This window comes from Streptomyces sp. NPDC043746 (assembly GCF_056436485.1).
This window is the reverse complement of sequence record NZ_JBWKCM010000005.1, coordinates 336653-351469: the sequence shown is the minus strand read 5'-3', so window position 1 is coordinate 351469 and position 14817 is coordinate 336653. Positions and strand designations below refer to the sequence as shown.

At 72.3% G+C, this 14817-nt stretch carries 11 protein-coding genes and 1 pseudogene; 9 read left to right on the top strand and 3 right to left on the bottom strand.

Annotated features, from left to right (window positions below; translation table 11 throughout):
• Positions 1-400: pseudogene (locus tag AC0682_RS08675) on the bottom strand (4-alpha-glucanotransferase); the annotation flags it as partial.
• A complete protein-coding gene (locus tag AC0682_RS08670; protein ID WP_478531743.1) occupies positions 401-712 on the bottom strand; it encodes a hypothetical protein in 312 nt (103 codons plus the stop codon).
• A 355-nt stretch (positions 713-1067) separates the two neighbouring features.
• On the opposite strand from AC0682_RS08670, the gene AC0682_RS08665 reads away from it, so the two are divergent.
• Entirely contained in the window at positions 1068-4091 is a 3024-nt protein-coding gene (locus AC0682_RS08665; RefSeq protein ID WP_478531742.1) for a beta-N-acetylglucosaminidase domain-containing protein, read from the top strand.
• Between the two features lie 42 nt (positions 4092-4133).
• Here AC0682_RS08665 and AC0682_RS08660 read toward each other — a convergent pair whose 3' ends face one another.
• Positions 4134-4670, bottom strand: coding sequence for an HNH endonuclease (locus tag AC0682_RS08660; RefSeq protein WP_006124472.1), 537 nt, complete (start codon positions 4668-4670; stop codon positions 4134-4136).
• 314 nt (positions 4671-4984) lie between these two features.
• Here AC0682_RS08660 and AC0682_RS08655 point away from each other — a divergent pair, with 314 nt between their 5' ends.
• The 8 genes from AC0682_RS08655 to AC0682_RS08620 all read left to right on the top strand — a co-directional run bounded on the left by AC0682_RS08655 (position 4985) and on the right by AC0682_RS08620 (position 14808).
• Positions 4985-6055: a mechanosensitive ion channel family protein gene (locus tag AC0682_RS08655; RefSeq protein WP_478531741.1), complete on the top strand. Its 1071-nt coding sequence runs from the start codon at positions 4985-4987 to the stop codon at positions 6053-6055.
• A gap of 166 nt (positions 6056-6221) precedes the next feature.
• Positions 6222-7427 carry an ROK family transcriptional regulator gene (locus AC0682_RS08650; protein ID WP_478531740.1) on the top strand — a complete coding sequence of 402 codons (1206 nt, stop codon included), beginning with the start codon at positions 6222-6224 and terminating at the stop codon, positions 7425-7427.
• Between the two features lie 69 nt (positions 7428-7496).
• Positions 7497-8828 (top strand): ABC transporter substrate-binding protein, encoded by a 1332-nt coding sequence (locus tag AC0682_RS08645; RefSeq protein ID WP_254812535.1) that lies wholly within the window; start codon positions 7497-7499, stop codon positions 8826-8828.
• 5 nt (positions 8829-8833) lie between these two features.
• Complete coding sequence (locus tag AC0682_RS08640) at positions 8834-9775, top strand: carbohydrate ABC transporter permease (RefSeq protein WP_254812534.1); 942 nt, start codon at positions 8834-8836, stop codon at positions 9773-9775.
• 3 nt (positions 9776-9778) lie between these two features.
• Positions 9779-10681, top strand: a complete 903-nt coding sequence (locus tag AC0682_RS08635; protein ID WP_254812533.1) for a carbohydrate ABC transporter permease — start codon at positions 9779-9781, stop codon at positions 10679-10681.
• A gap of 2 nt (positions 10682-10683) precedes the next feature.
• A complete protein-coding gene (locus AC0682_RS08630; RefSeq protein WP_478531739.1) occupies positions 10684-11949 on the top strand; it encodes a 6-phospho-beta-glucosidase in 1266 nt (421 codons plus the stop codon).
• Complete coding sequence (locus AC0682_RS08625; protein WP_478531738.1) at positions 11940-12914, top strand: N-acetylglucosamine kinase; 975 nt, start codon at positions 11940-11942, stop codon at positions 12912-12914. Before AC0682_RS08630 ends, AC0682_RS08625 begins: the two co-directional genes overlap by 10 nt.
• Before the next feature lie 469 nt (positions 12915-13383).
• Complete coding sequence (locus AC0682_RS08620; protein ID WP_478531736.1) at positions 13384-14808, top strand: hypothetical protein; 1425 nt, start codon at positions 13384-13386, stop codon at positions 14806-14808.
• The last annotated feature ends 9 nt before the right edge of the window (positions 14809-14817 follow it).

Here is a 14817-nt window from a genome sequence, read left to right as displayed (position 1 = left end):
TGAACGCGACGCCGCCCTTGCGGTCTTGGACCTCGCCGTGCACCTCCGCCCCCCCCCCCCCCCCCACCCTCCCCCCCCCCCCTTCCCCCCCCCCCCCCCCCCCCCCCGGGCCCCCGGCCGCCGGCTCCGGCTCGACCGTGACGGTCGAGCCGGGCGGCAGTCCGGTCAGTGCGGGCGGCAGCGGCTCACCGGCCCAGACCACCACGGTCGGCGGCAGCAGGCGCGAGCGGGACTCCGTGGCGACGAGCGACCTCCGTACGGCCTCCGGCGTGCCGGCGTCCACGCCCAGCGCGGCGAGCACGGCGATGACCGTGTCGTCGGGGACGGACACCGTGACATCCGGAGACGGGGAGTAGGAGGTGGCGACACCGTGCAGTGCGGCGAGCCGGGACAAGCCCATTCAGACTCCTGGGAACTCCATGCCCCCTGCGGTGCCGGGTGCGGTCGGCTCGCTGGTCAGAGGGGCGACGGCGGCGAGCGGTGGCTCGCTCGTGAGCGGGGTGGCATCGGCGAGCGGGGGCTCGCTGGTCAGCGGGGCGGCGTCGGGGTAGGGGGACTCTCCGAGCAGGAGGGAGAGGTCGGCGAGCGGGGGCCCGCTGATCAGGTGGGCGACATCGGCGAGGGGCGGTGCGCTGGTCAGCGGTGCGGGATCGGCTGGGGCGGGTACCTGTTTGGAGAGGGCGGAGAGCAGAAGCTGCGCGGATGCGGGCATGGTGGCCTCCTGGCCGTGGAGAACAGGACCTTGAGGGCCTACCCAGACCTCGCGGGCGCAGACCTGGACGTGACCTACCCGTCACACATGGCGTCATGACGGCGGCGTACACCTTCAGGCACCGGCGTACGCCTTCACCTTCGGACAACGAGCCCAACGTGCCTTAGGTCACATTCCGTTCCCCCGTGCGGCAGGTATCAGTCGTTTTCAGCCATTCCCGCCGGTCACACCAGGCCCACCAGGCACGAAGATGTCACTACTCCCGGCAAATCCGACAGATCAGCCATGCGCATTGACACCCTCGCGCCCGGGTGGTGGGCTCGGATCCCAGTCAGGCCTTTCGAGGGAGCGCGACGTGCGGTTCGGGCGCAGAAAGCAGGCCACGGCCGTGGCCGTCGCCGTGATCGGTGGGCTGCTGAGCCCCTTCGCACCGACCGCCGCCGCCGCACCCGCTCCCCCCGCCGACCCCGGCAAACCCCCCGCCGCGTCCCCCGACCGTGCCGACAGCGCGCAGCCGCCCGCCGTCTGGCCCCGGCCGCAGAGCATCAGGGCCACCGGCCCGGCCCTGCCGCTGGGCGCCGAGGTCACCGTCGCCGCCGCGCCGGACGCCGATCCGTACGCCGTGGCCGAGCTGCGCTCCCTGCTGCGCGACGCCGGGGTCACGACCGTGCACGAGAGCCTGCCCGGCCGCGGGCCGCTGATCCGGATCGGCGGTGCGGGCGCCGGTGAGGCGCTGCGCGCGCTGCGCGCGCCCGACCGCGCCGATCTGCCCACCGGTGGCTACCGGCTCGCCTCCGGCGAGGTCGGCGGGCGCGCCACCGTGGCGCTGGACGGGCTGGGCGAGGACGGCCTGTTCCATGCGGTCCAGACCCTGCGGCAGTTGGTGAGCGGTGGCGCGGTGGCCGGGGTCGTGGTGCGGGACTGGCCGGGCACGGCCGTACGCGGCATGACGGAAGGGTTCTACGGACAGCCCTGGACCCAGGAGGAGCGGCTCGCGCAGCTGGCCTTCATGGGGCGCACCAAGCAGAACCGGTACCTCTACGCGGCGGGCGACGACCCCTACCGGCTGGCCCGCTGGCGCGAGCCGTACCCGGCCGAGCGGAGGGCCGACTTCCGGGCGCTGGCGCGGAAGGCGGAGGCCGAGCACGTCACGCTCGGCTGGGCCGTCTCCCCCGGCCAGGCCATGTGCATGGCCTCCGACAAGGACGTCCGGGCGCTCACGAAGAAGATCGACGCGATGTGGGCGCTGGGGGTGCGGGTCTTCCAGCTCCAGTTCCAGGACGTCAGCTACAGCGAGTGGCACTGCGACCTGGACGCCGAGACGTACGGCAGCGGCCCCGAGGCAGCGGCCCGCGCTCAGGCGAGGGTGGCCGGGGCGGTGGCGCGCCATCTGGAGGAGCGTCACCCGGGCGCGGCCCCGCTCTCGGTGCTGCCGACGGAGTTCTACCAGGACGGGGCGACCGACTACCGCACGGCGCTCGCCACCGAGTTGGACGACCGGGTGCAGGTGGCCTGGACGGGCGTCGGGGTCGTACCGAAGAAGATCACCGGCGGTGAGCTGGCCGGGGCGCGTGCCGCGTTCCGCCATCCGCTGGTGACGATGGACAACTACCCGGTCAACGACTACGCCCAGGACCGGATCTTCCTCGGCCCCTACACCGGCCGGGACCCGGCGGTGGCGAGCGGTTCGGCGGCGCTGCTGGCCAATGCGATGGAGCAGGCCTCCGCCTCCCGTATCCCGCTCTTCACCGCCGCCGACTTCGCCTGGAACCCGAAGGGGTACCGCCCGGACGAGTCCTGGCGGGCGGCGATCGACGATCTGGCGGGCGGGGACGCCTCGGCGCGCCAGGCGCTGCGGGCGCTGGCGGGCAACAGCGCGGACTCGGTGCTGGGCGCGGAGGAGTCGGCGTATCTCCAGCCCCTCTTCGCCGCGTTCTGGCAGTCCCGGGCGGCCACGCCCCCGGTACGCGACCGGGCGGCCGGCGAGCTGCGGGCGGCCTTCACCGTGATGCGGCAGACCCCCGAGCGTCTGTCCGGCCCCGCCGACGGGCGGCTGGCCGGTGAGGTGCGCCCGTGGACCGAGCAGCTGGCCCGCTACGGCCACGCCGGCGAGCTGGCCGTGGACCTGCTCCAGGCCCAGGCGGGCGGCGACGGGGCGGCGGCCTGGCGGGCCCTGCTGGCGCTGGAGCCGCTGCGCCGGGAGATCGCGGCGGGGCGGGCCACGGTCGGCAAGGGGGTGCTGGACCCCTTCCTGGACCGGGTCGAGAAGACCGCCGACGGCTGGAACGGCGTGGACCGCACCAGCGGCCGGGTCACCAAGGACAGCCACAGCTACACGGTGCGACTGGAGCGGACCCGCCCGGTGGAGGCCGTGACGGCGCTGGCCGAGCCCGGCTCCGCGCTGACCGGCGCGGTGGTGGAGGCCCATGTTCCGGGCGAGGGCTGGCGGGCGCTGGGGCAGCTCTCCCCGAGCGGCTGGACCCAGACCGCGGCGAAGGGGCTGCGTGCCGACGCCGTACGGGTGACACTCCCGGAGGCCGCCCGGACCGCGCCGCCCTCCTATCTGAGCCCGAGCCTGCCCCCGGCCCCGGCGATCTTGGCGGGGACGCCGAAGCTGCGGGCCCTGGTGCCGTGGTTCGGGGACGAGCCGGACGCCGTGCTCGACCTGGCCCGGGGCGAGACGGACGCGGAGATCGGCGGGGAGCCCCAGCGGGTGGCGGCGCGGCTGGCCGGGCGGCGTCCGGCCGAGGTGAAGGGCGCGCTCACCGCGAAGGCCCCCAAGGGGATCGAGGTGCGGGTCCCGAAGCAGACGACCGTGCCGCGCGGATCCCGTACGGAGGTGCCGGTCGACATCACCGTTCCGGCGGACACCCCGGCGGGTGAGTACGAGGTGCCGCTGGTCTTCGGGGGCCAGGAGTCGACCCTGACCGTGCGGGCCTTCCCGCGTACCGGCGGGCCGGATCTGCTGCGTACGGCCACGGCCTCCTCCTCCGGCGACGAGACACCGGACTTCCCGGCCTCGGCCGCCGTCGACGGGGACCCGGAGACCCGGTGGTCCTCGCCCGTGGAGGACGGCGCGTGGTGGCAGGCCGAGCTGCCCCGGCCGGTGCGGCTGGGGCAGGTGGTGCTCTCCTGGCAGGACGCGTACGCCGCCGGCTACCGCGTCCAGGTCTCCCCCGACGGCCGCACCTGGCGCACCGCGGCCACCGTCCGGGAGGGCCGGGGCGGGCGCGAGTCGGTGCGGATGGACGCGAAGGACACCCGGTTCATCCGGGTGCGGGGCGACGCGCGGGCGACCGAGTACGGCTACTCGCTCTGGTCGGTGGAGGCGTACGCCGTGGTCGAGGCCCCCGCCACGGACTCCCCCGCCACGGACTGACGGAGCGGCGTCCGCCGGACGGACGACGACGAAGGCCCGGTCTCAGGCGGAAACGCCGTCGATCCGGGCCATCACGTCGTCCGCGCCGAACGGTTGCAAGTACGGCAGCCAGCGCGGGTCGCGGTGTCCGGTCCCGATGATCCGCCAGGCCAGGCCGGTCGGCGGGGCAGGCTGATGGCGCAGCCGCCACCCCAGCTCGGGCAGGTGGCGGTCGGCCTTGACGTGGTTGCAGCGGCGGCAGGCCGCCACCACGTTGTCCCACGCGTGCTGTCCACCGCGGCTGCGCGGGATGACGTGGTCGACACTGGTCGCGGCGGCCCCGCAGTACATGCAGCGCCCCCCGTCCCGGGCGAAGAGCGCCCGCCGCGTCAGGGGAACAGGCCCTCTGTAGGGGACCCGGACGAAACGCTTGAGCCGGACCACGCTGGGCGCGGGCACGGCACGGGTGGCGCTGTGCAGGAAGGCGCCGGACTCCTCGAGGCAGATCGCCTTGTTCTCCAGGACGAGGACGAGCGCGCGGCGGAGCGGTACGACGCCGAGGGGCTCGTACGACGCGTTGAGAACCAGGACATGCGGCACGGTGGATGCCTCCTTGTACGCCGGCGGCGCGTGGCTCGCGCCGGGACGATCCGATCTCAGTCTCTCCTCATGCCTGGTCAAAGCGCCACCACGTAGGGGTAACGGGCCGGGAGGATTTTTCTCACCCTCACGGCGCCCCGTGCCCCGTCCGGCCGCCGGCAGGCGCCCCACCAGCGCGGCCGTGCGCGCTGTGCGATCGGCCACAGCACAGGCGTCCCTGGTGAGACCCGTCTCTCCCCCGCCGACGGCAACGGTCCGCTCTCCCGGCTTCGTTACCCTTGTCGGTCAACCGTCGTCCCCCTGGAGGCCCCGTCGTGTCCCTGTCCGCCCTGTTGGCCGCAGCTCCGTCCCCCGAGCCGGGCAGCTCGCTCGAGGAAGCCGCCCAGCAGGCCGGGAACGCCGCGGGCTGGGTCGAGGAGAACTGGTCCACCTGGCTGAGCACCGGTCTGCGGATCCTGCTGATCGTGGCCGTCGCGATCACCCTGCGCTATCTGATCCGGCGTGCCCTGACCAATCTGATCGACCGCATGAACCGCAGCGCCCAGGCCGTGGAGGGCACGGCGCTGGGCGGTCTCCTGGTGAACGCGGAGCGCAGACGCCAGCGCTCGGAGGCGATCGGCTCGGTGCTGCGGTCCGTGGCCTCGTTCCTGATCATGGGCACGGCGGCACTGATGGTGCTGGGCGCCTTCAAGATCAACCTGGCGCCGCTGCTCGCCTCGGCCGGTGTCGCCGGTGTGGCGCTCGGTTTCGGCGCCCGCAACCTGGTCACGGACTTCCTCTCGGGCGTCTTCATGATCCTGGAGGACCAGTACGGGGTCGGGGACACGATCGACGCGGGCGTGGCCTCCGGCGAGGTCATCGAGGTGGGCCTGCGGGTCACCAAGCTGCGCGGGGCCGACGGTGAGATCTGGTACGTCCGCAACGGCGAGGTCAAGCGGATAGGCAACCTCAGCCAGGGCTGGTCCACCGCGGGGGTGGACGTCACGGTGCGCCCCACGGAGAACCTGGAGCACATCCGGGCGGCGATCACCACCGCCGCCGAGGCGATGACGAAGGAAGAGCCCTGGTCGGAGCGGCTGTGGGGCCCGGTGGAGGTGCTCGGCCTGGACGCGGTCCTGCTGGACTCCATGACGGTCCGGGTCACCGCGAAGACGATGCCCGGCACGTCGGGGGGCGTGGAGCGCGAGCTGCGCTGGCGCATCAAGCAGGCGCTGGACGACGCGGGCATCCGCATGATCGGCGCGGGGGCGCTCGAGGCGGACGGCGGGAGCGGGGCCGACCCGGCGGCAGGCGTCGCCGCTCCCTCGGCGTACGCGTCCGCCACCTCCCCGCAGTCCCTGGCGACGGCCCCGATACCGCCCGCGAACCTGAACAAGCACCCGTAGCGGCGCTCGTCGGCAGACCGTCAGCACAGGGGCGCCCCACCGATCCGGTGGGGCGCCCTTGACGCTTCAGCGACATGCGCCTTACGGTCCTCTCAGGATAGGAAAGTTTCCTAACAGAGTCCGCGCCAGTCCGGCGGAGCGGCTCACAGAGGCAGGTGCATCCACGATGACGGGAACCACTCCGGGCACCCCCCGGGTGCTGCGGGCCATGAACGACCGGGCCGCCCTCGATCTGCTGCTGGAGCACGGACCGCTCTCCCGGACCCGGATCGGGAAACTCACCGGCCTCTCCAAGCCCACCGCCTCGCAGCTCCTGGCCCGGCTGGAGGCGGCCGGTCTGGTCGTGGCCACCGGGACCAGTCAGGGGCGCCCCGGGCCGAGCGCCCAGCTCTACACGGTGAACGCCCGCGCGGCGCACGTGGCGGGGCTCGATGTGAACAGCCGGCGGATCGTGGCCGCCGTCGCGGACGTGGCCGGGGCGGTGGTCGGGGAGTTCGAGCTGGCCACACCCGGCCGACGCGCCGACAGCGTGGTGCGGCAGGTCTCCGACGCGCTGGACGGGGCGGTGAAGGAGGCCGGGCTCGCCCGCGCCGACATCCACCGGGTCGTCATCGGCACCCCGGGCGCCTTCGACCCGAACACCGGCCGGCTGCGGTACGCCTCGCACCTGCCGGGCTGGCACTCCCCCACCCTGCTGGACGAGCTGGCCGCGTTCCTGCCGATGCCGGTGGAGTACGAGAACGACGTCAATCTGGTCGCGGTGGCCGAGCAGCGCCTCGGTGCGGCCCGCGGCCACGAGGACTTCGTCCTGCTCTGGAACGAGGAGGGGCTCGGCGCCGCCCTCGTCATCAACGGGCGGCTCCACCGCGGTTTCACCGGCGGCGCGGGCGAGGTCGGCTTCCTTCCGGTGCCCGGCACCCCCCTCGTACGCCAGGTCGTCAAGGCCAACAGCGGCGGCTTCCAGGAGCTGGCGGGCGCCCAGGCGGTGCCCCGGCTCGCGAAGGCGCTCGGCATCGACACCCCGCAGCAGCCGTACGCCGAGGTCGCCGCCGAACTGCTGAGCCGGGCGGCAGATGCCTACGAGCAGGACGAGGCGCTGACCGAACTGCTCAGCCAGTACGCCCACCGGCTCGCCACCGGCCTCGCCTCCGTCACCGCCGTCCTGGATCCCGGCCTCATCGTGCTCTCCGGCGGCGCGGTCGCGGCGGGCGGCGAGATCCTGCGCTCCCTCATCCAGTCCGAGCTGGCCGAGCTGGCCGCCTCCCGGCCCCGGCTGGTCCTCGGCGAGATCGACCGCACCCCCGTACTGCGCGGCGCCCTGGAGCGGGCGCTCGCCGACACCCGCGACGAGGTGTTCGACACCTCGCGCTGACCCTGCCTCTCCCGCCGCCCTTCCCGTCCCTGCCGTCTGCCTCTCTTCCCTGCCCCTGGGAGTCTCGCCATGCGCACCAGCCGTCTCACCACCACCGCTGTCGCCGTCGCCGCGATATCGGTGCTCGCCACCGCGTGTACCGGCCAGTCCGAGGCCGGCGCCACCGACGACCCCAAGGCGAAGACCACGATCAACTTCTGGCACGGCTGGAGCTCACCGGCCGAGGTGAAGGCGGTCCAGGACAACATCGACCGGTTCACCAAGGCCCACCCGAACATCACGGTGAAGGTCTCCGGCAACATCAACGACGACAAGCTCAACCAGGCCCTGCGCGCGGGCGGTTCGGACGGGCCGGATGTCGTCTCCTCCTTCACCACGGCCAACGTCGGCAAGTTCTGCTCGTCGGGTGCCTTCACCGATCTGAAACCGTTCATCGAGAAGTCGAAGCTCGACCTGGAGAAGACGTTCCCGAAGGTCCTGCTCGACTACACCCAGTTCGAGGGCAGGCGCTGCGCCCTGCCGCTGCTCACGGACGCCTACGGCCTCTACTACAACAAGGACGCGTTCGAGAAGGCCGGGATCACCGCACCGCCGAAGACCCTGTCCGAACTGGCCGATGTGGCGAAGAAGCTGACGGTCGAGAAGGGCGACACCTACGCGCAGCTCGGCTTCATGCCGAACTTCCACGGCTACGAGACCGTCGTCAGCCACTACATGTCCTCGTGGGACCACACGTACTTCGACGAGAACGGCAAGTCCACCCTCGCCAAGGACCCGGCGTTCGCGGAGATGTTCACGTACCAGAAGAAGCTGGTGGACAGCCTCGGCGGCTATCGGAAGCTGGAGGAGTACCGGGGCACCTTCGGGGACGAGTGGGGCGCCAAACACCCCTTCCACACCGGCCAGGTGGCCATGCAGCTGGACGGCGAGTGGCGGCTCGGGATGGCCGAGGACGCCGGGGTGGACTTCGAGATCGGGGTCGCGCCGATGCCCGTCGCGGACGACGAGGTGGACAGCTACGGCAAGGGCTATCTCTCCGGCACCATCGTGGGCATCGCCCCCGCGAGCACGAAGCAGAACGCCGCGTGGGAGCTGGTGAAGTACATGACCACCGACACGGAGGCGGTCGTCAACTTCTCCAACGGCATCCGGAACGTGCCCTCCACCCTGGCGGCGCTGAAGTCGCCGGACCTGAAGTTCGACCCGCGCTTCAGGACCTTCCTGGACATCGCCCGGCACCCGAAGTCCAGCACCTCCGACGGGGCCGTCAACGGGGCCGCGTACCAGCTGACCATCCAGGACTTCGGCTACCAGTACGAGAAGGGCGCGGTGAAGGACCTCCAGGCGGGGCTGGAGAAGACCGCGAAGCAGATCGACACCGACATCGCCAAGGCCAAGTAGCTCCGATGACGACGCAGACCCTCCGCACCAAGCGCCGCAGGTCGGCGCTGCGGAACGCGGCCTTCATGTCGCCGTGGCTGATCGGGTTCTCGGTCTTCTTCGCGTACCCGATGGTCTCGACGGTCTACTTCTCGTTCACGTCGTACGACGGGTTCGGCGCGCCCGCGTTCAACGGACTGACGAACTGGACGTACGTCTTCCGCGACTACCCGATGTTCTGGCCGTCGCTGTGGAACACGCTCTGGCTGGTGGTCGTCGTGGTCACCTGCCGGGTCGTCTTCGGCCTCGGGATCGGGCTGCTGATCACGAAGATCAAGACGGGGACGGGTGTCTTCCGGACGCTGTTCTACCTGCCGTACCTGGCCCCGCCGGTCGCCGCGACGCTCGCCTTCGTCTTCCTGCTCAACCCCGGCACCGGCCCGGTCAACGCGATCCTCGGGGACTTCGGGCTGCCGACGCCCGGCTGGTTCAACGACGCCGCCTGGTCCAAGCCGGCCCTGACCATGCTCGCGGTCTGGGGCATCGGGGACCTGATGGTCATCTTCATGGCCTCGCTGCTGGACGTGCCGACCGAGCAGTACGAGGCGGCCGAGCTGGACGGCGCCTCGGCCTGGCAGAAGTTCCGCTTCGTGACACTGCCGAACATCTCCCCGATCGTGCTGTTCGCGGTGGTCACCGGGGTCATCCAGGCGATGCAGTACTACACCCAGCCACTGGTCGCCGGAAAGGTCGCCTCCGGTGTCATCGGCGGCTCGGGCCAGTCCTTCGAACCCGGCTATCCCGACAAGTCGACACTGACGCTCCCCCAGCTCGTCTACAACCTCGGCTTCCAGCGCTTCGACTACGGCGCCGCCTGTGTCGTCGCCCTCATCCTGTTCGCCCTGGCCATGGCCTTCACCGCGCTGCTCATGCGGGGCCGCAACAACCTGATCCAGGCCGGTGACTGAGCCATGACCCAGCTCCTCGACAAGCCCACCCCCGCCTCCCCGGCGAAGGCCCCGCACACGCCCGCCGCCCGCACCGCCCGGCGCAAGGCGCTGCTGCACTGGATCGCCGTGCACTCGCTCGGGGTCGCCGCCGCGCTCTTCTTCGTGCTGCCGTTCGTCTTCGTGGTGCTGACCTCGCTGATGAACGACCAGCAGGCGCTGACCCGCGACCTCGTCCCCCGTACCTGGGAGTGGGGCAACTACGAACGCGTCTTCAACACCCCGGGCTTCCTCACATGGTGGCGCAACACCCTGCTGTACGCGGGGGTCGGCACCGTACTGACCGTCGTGTCGTCCATCCCCGTGGCGTACGCGCTGGCGAAGTTCCGCTTCCGGGGCCGCAAGCTGTCCCTGATGCTGGTCATCTCCATGATGATGCTGCCGCCGCAGGTCGTCATCATCCCCATGTACCTGTTCTGGGCCAAGCAGATGGACCTCTCCGGCTCCCTGTGGCCGCTGATCATCCCGATGGCCTTCGGGGACGCGTTCTCCATCTTCCTGCTGCGGCAGTTCCTGCTGACCATCCCGGACGAGTACCTGGACGCCGCGAAGGTGGACGGGTGCGGTGAGTTCCGTACGCTGGTCAAGGTCGTCCTGCCGATGGCCAAGCCCGGCATCGCGGCCATCGCCCTCTTCCAGTTCTTCGCCGCCTGGAACGACTACTTCGGACCACAGATCTACGCCTCCGAGAACCCGGCCGCCTGGACCCTCAGTTACGGCCTGGAGTCCTTCAAGGGCGCACACCACACCGACTGGAACCTGACCATGGCCGCGACCGTCCTGGTCATGGCCCCCGTGATCGCCGTCTTCTTCTTCGCCCAGAAGGCATTCGTCGAGGGCGTCACACTGACCGGAGTAAAGGGCTGACAATGAAGCTCGCAGTAGTGGGTGGCGGGTCCACCTACACCCCTGAACTGATCGACGGCTTCGCCCGGCTGCGTGACACGCTGCCGGTCGAGGAGCTGGTCCTCGTCGACCCGGCGGCCGACCGGCTGGAGCTGGTCGGCGGTCTCGCGCGGCGGATCTTCGCCAAGCAGGACCACGCGGGGAGGATCACCACCACCACCGACCTGGACGCGGGCGTCGCCGGTGCCGACGCGGTCCTCCTCCAGCTGCGCGTAGGCGGGCAGGCCGCGCGCAACCAGGACGAGACCTGGCCGCTGGAGTGCGGCTGCGTCGGCCAGGAGACCACCGGCGCCGGGGGCCTCGCCAAGGCGCTGCGGACCGTGCCCGTCGTCCTGGACATCGCCGAGCGGGTGCGCCGCACCAACCCGGACGCCTGGATCATCGACTTCACCAACCCGGTCGGCATCGTCACCCGCGCCCTGCTACAGGCCGGGCACAAGGCGGTCGGCCTCTGCAACGTGGCGATCGGCTTCCAGCGCAAGTTCGCCCGGCTGCTGGACGTGAACCCGGCCGAGGTCCACCTGGACCATGTGGGGCTCAACCACCTCACCTGGGAGCTGGGCGTGCGCCTGGGCGGCCCGGACGGCGAGGACGTTCTGCCGAAGCTCCTGGCCGAGCACGGCGACGCCATCGCGGACGACCTCCACCTGTCACGGAAGCTGGTGGACCGGCTCGGCGTCGTCCCCTCCTACTACCTGCGGTACTTCTACGCCCACGACGAGGTCGTACGGGAGCTGGGGACCAAGCCCTCCCGGGCCGCCGAGGTGGCGGCGATGGAGAAGGAGCTGCTGGAGATGTACGGCGACCCCGCCCTCGACGAGAAGCCCGAGCTGCTCGCCAAGCGCGGCGGCGCGTTCTACTCGGAGGCCGCGGTCGACCTCGCGGCCTCCCTGCTGGGCGGCGGCGGTTCACCGGTCCAGGTGGTGAACACGTACAACAAGGGGACGCTGCCGTTCCTCCCGGACGACGCGGTCATCGAGGTGCAGGCCCGGGTGGGCCACGACGGGGCGGTCCCGCTGGCCGTTCCCACGCTGGACCCGCTCTACGCCGGTCTCATCGCCAACGTGACGGCGTACGAGGACCTCGCCCTGGAAGCCGCGCAGCGCGGGGGCCGGGACCGGGTCTTCAAGGCGCTGCTCGCGCACCCGCTGATCGGCCAGTACGACCGGGCCGAGCAGCTCACCGACCGGCTGATCGCACACAACCGGGAGCACCTGGCGTGGGCGTGAACGTCTCGGTCGTCGCCGTCGACGCGGGCAACAGCAAGACCGATGTGGCGTTGATCGGCGCGGACGGAACGGTTCTCTCGACGGCCCGGGGCGGGGGGTTCCAGCCGCCCCGGGTCGGCGTGGAGGCCGCGGTCGACGTCCTGGGCTCGGTCCTGGACCGGGCCGTCGCCCACCTTCCCTCCGCGCCGGAGTCGTTCGGCCACGTCTCCGCCTGTCTCGCCAACGCCGACCTGCCGGTCGAGGAGGCCGAGCTGACCCGGGCGCTGGAGGTCCGGGGGTGGGGGGCGTCGGTGGAGGTGCGCAACGACACCTTCGCGATCCTGCGCGCCGGGGTGGACGAGCCCCGGGGCGTCGCGGTGGTCTGCGGGGCCGGGATCAACTGCGTGGGCATGGTGCCCGACGGGCGGACCGCCCGCTTCCCCGCGATCGGCCGGATCTCCGGTGACTGGGGTGGCGGCGGAGGGCTGGCCGAGGAGGCGCTCTGGTTCGCCGCCCGCGCGGAGGACGGCCGCGGTGAGCCGACCGAGCTGGCCCGTACGCTGCCGGCCCACTTCGGGCTCGACTCGATGTACGCACTGATCGAGGCGCTGCACCGGGACGTGATCCCGCTGACCCGGCGTCATGAGCTGACCCCGGTGCTCTTCGCCACGGGGGCCGCCGGCGATCCGGTGGCGGCGGCCCTGGTGGAGCGGCAGGCCAGGGAGGTGGTGGCGATGGCGTCGGTGGCGCTCGCCCGGCTCGGCCTGCTGGAGGAGGAGGTTCCGGTGCTGCTGGGCGGAAGCGTGCTGGCCGCCCGCCACCCCCGGCTGAACGACCGGATCGCCGAACTGCTGGCGGCCCGCGCCCCCAAGGCGGTGGTGCGGGTGGTCTCCGAACCGCCGGTGCTGGGGGCCGCGCTGCTGGGCCTGGACCGCACAGGGGCGGGCCCCGAGGTCTACCGTCGGCTTCGGGCGCAGTACCCCTGACCGGGATGTGACCCGCCGCCCTGCCGGCGGCGCGCCGGGCACTTGGCGCTCCTGACGGCCACCGGCCCTGCACCGGGCGTCCTCACGGCACCCCGTCGCGTTCGCGGCGGGGTGCCGCTCGTTCGGGGGAACGCGGGCGGACGCGGGAACCGATCGGGCCGCCCGCTCGTGTTCCTGATGGGGAGTTCGGAGCGGCGGGGACGGCGGAGCGGGCGAGCGGCCGGGGGATGCCAGGGACGGGGTCCGGTTCACCCCCGGCGATGGGCCGGTTCGCGTATGGGGATGTTTCGGGGCACCTTGCGCCGATCGCCTTGATCGGCCGCGTCCGCCCTGGTCGAATGCGTTGACCGGTGCGGGATCCGGGCGTTCTTGATGTGAAGGCCCCTCCCCGCGGCCATACTTCTGGCCGGGCCCAGGCCCCGGTCGGGCGGGGCCGGAGGGGACCGTCGGTGACCGAGGGGGAGGTCGAGTGACACAGCTGCCGCAGGGCGGCCCGGGGACGCAGCACGCGCCCGCACCACCCGTCGGCCTGCCCGCACAGTCCGAAGCCGCGCGAAGCCGGGCCGAACAGCCCCTGTCCGCGCGGCGCCCCTCGGCCTGGTCCGTGCGGGGCCGACGGCTGCGTGCCGCCGCGACGACCGAGCCGGGCCGCCTCCAGATCTTCGGGGCCGTGCTGGCGCTGCTGGTCGTGGCGTTCGGCGCGGTGACCGCGCTGGAGGTCTCGCAGCGGGCCTCGGCCGCCGACGACGTGGTGGGGCGGAGCCAGCCGCTCAGCGCGGACGCGGCGGCCATCTACCGCTCGCTGGCCGACGCGGACACGATGGCGGCCGGCGGCTTCCTCGCGGGGGCGCAGGAGCCGAGGGCCGTGCAGGAGCAGTATCGGAAGGACATCGAGGAGGCGGCCCGGCTGCTGGTGAAGGCGGCGGCCACCACCGACTCCTCGACCGGCTCCCGGCAGGAGATCACCACGCTCAACGAACTGCTGCCCGTCTACACCGGGCTGATCGAGCGGGCCCGCGCCAACAACCGGCAGGGGCTGCCGCTGGGCGGCGCCTACCTCCGGTACGCCAACCAGAAGATGACGAACGAGCTGCTGCCGGCCGCCGAGCGGCTGTACGCGGCGGAGACCGGCCGACTCGACCGGGATTCCGCCGCCGCCCGACGGTGGCCCTCCCTCTCGCTCACCGCCGGAGTCGTGGTGCTGGCCGCGCTGGTGTGGATGCAGCGCCGCACCTACCGCCGCACCAACAGGGTGTTCAACCACGGGCTGCTGGTGGCGACGGCCGCCACGTCGGTGCTGCTGCTCTGGCTGGCGGTCGGGCACACGGTGGCCCGTGCGGAGCTGCGGGCGGCGATGACGCAGGGGCAGCAGTCGCTCGACGTCCTCAACAACGCGCGGATCAACTCCCTGAAGGCGCGGGCCAACGAGAACCTGACGCTGGTGGCGCGCGGTGCGGTGCTGACCCCCGACGGTTCGGCCGATCAGTACGAGACGGACTACGCCAAGGGCATGAGCGCCTTGGCGGCGCAGCTGAAGAAGGCCGAGCGGCTCGCCGACGACGAGCACGGCCGGGCTCCGGTCGCACAGGCCGCGCGGAGCGTCACCGAGTGGCAGGAGCGCCACCGCACGGCACGGGCCACGGACGACCAGGGCGACTACGAGGGTGCGTTGACCCGGATCATCGGCGCCGAGGACTCCACGGGGCAGTCCTTCCAGCAGGTGGACACCGCGCTGCGCAAGGCGCTCGCCCATGAGCAGGGTGAGTTCACCGCGGCCGCCGAGAACGGGCGGGGGGCCCTTCGCGGCCTGCCGACGGGAGCCGCCGCGCTGGCGGTGCTGGGAGCGGTCGCCGCGGTCCTCGGGGTCAACCGCAGGCTCTCGGAGTACCGGTGAGAGGGGCAG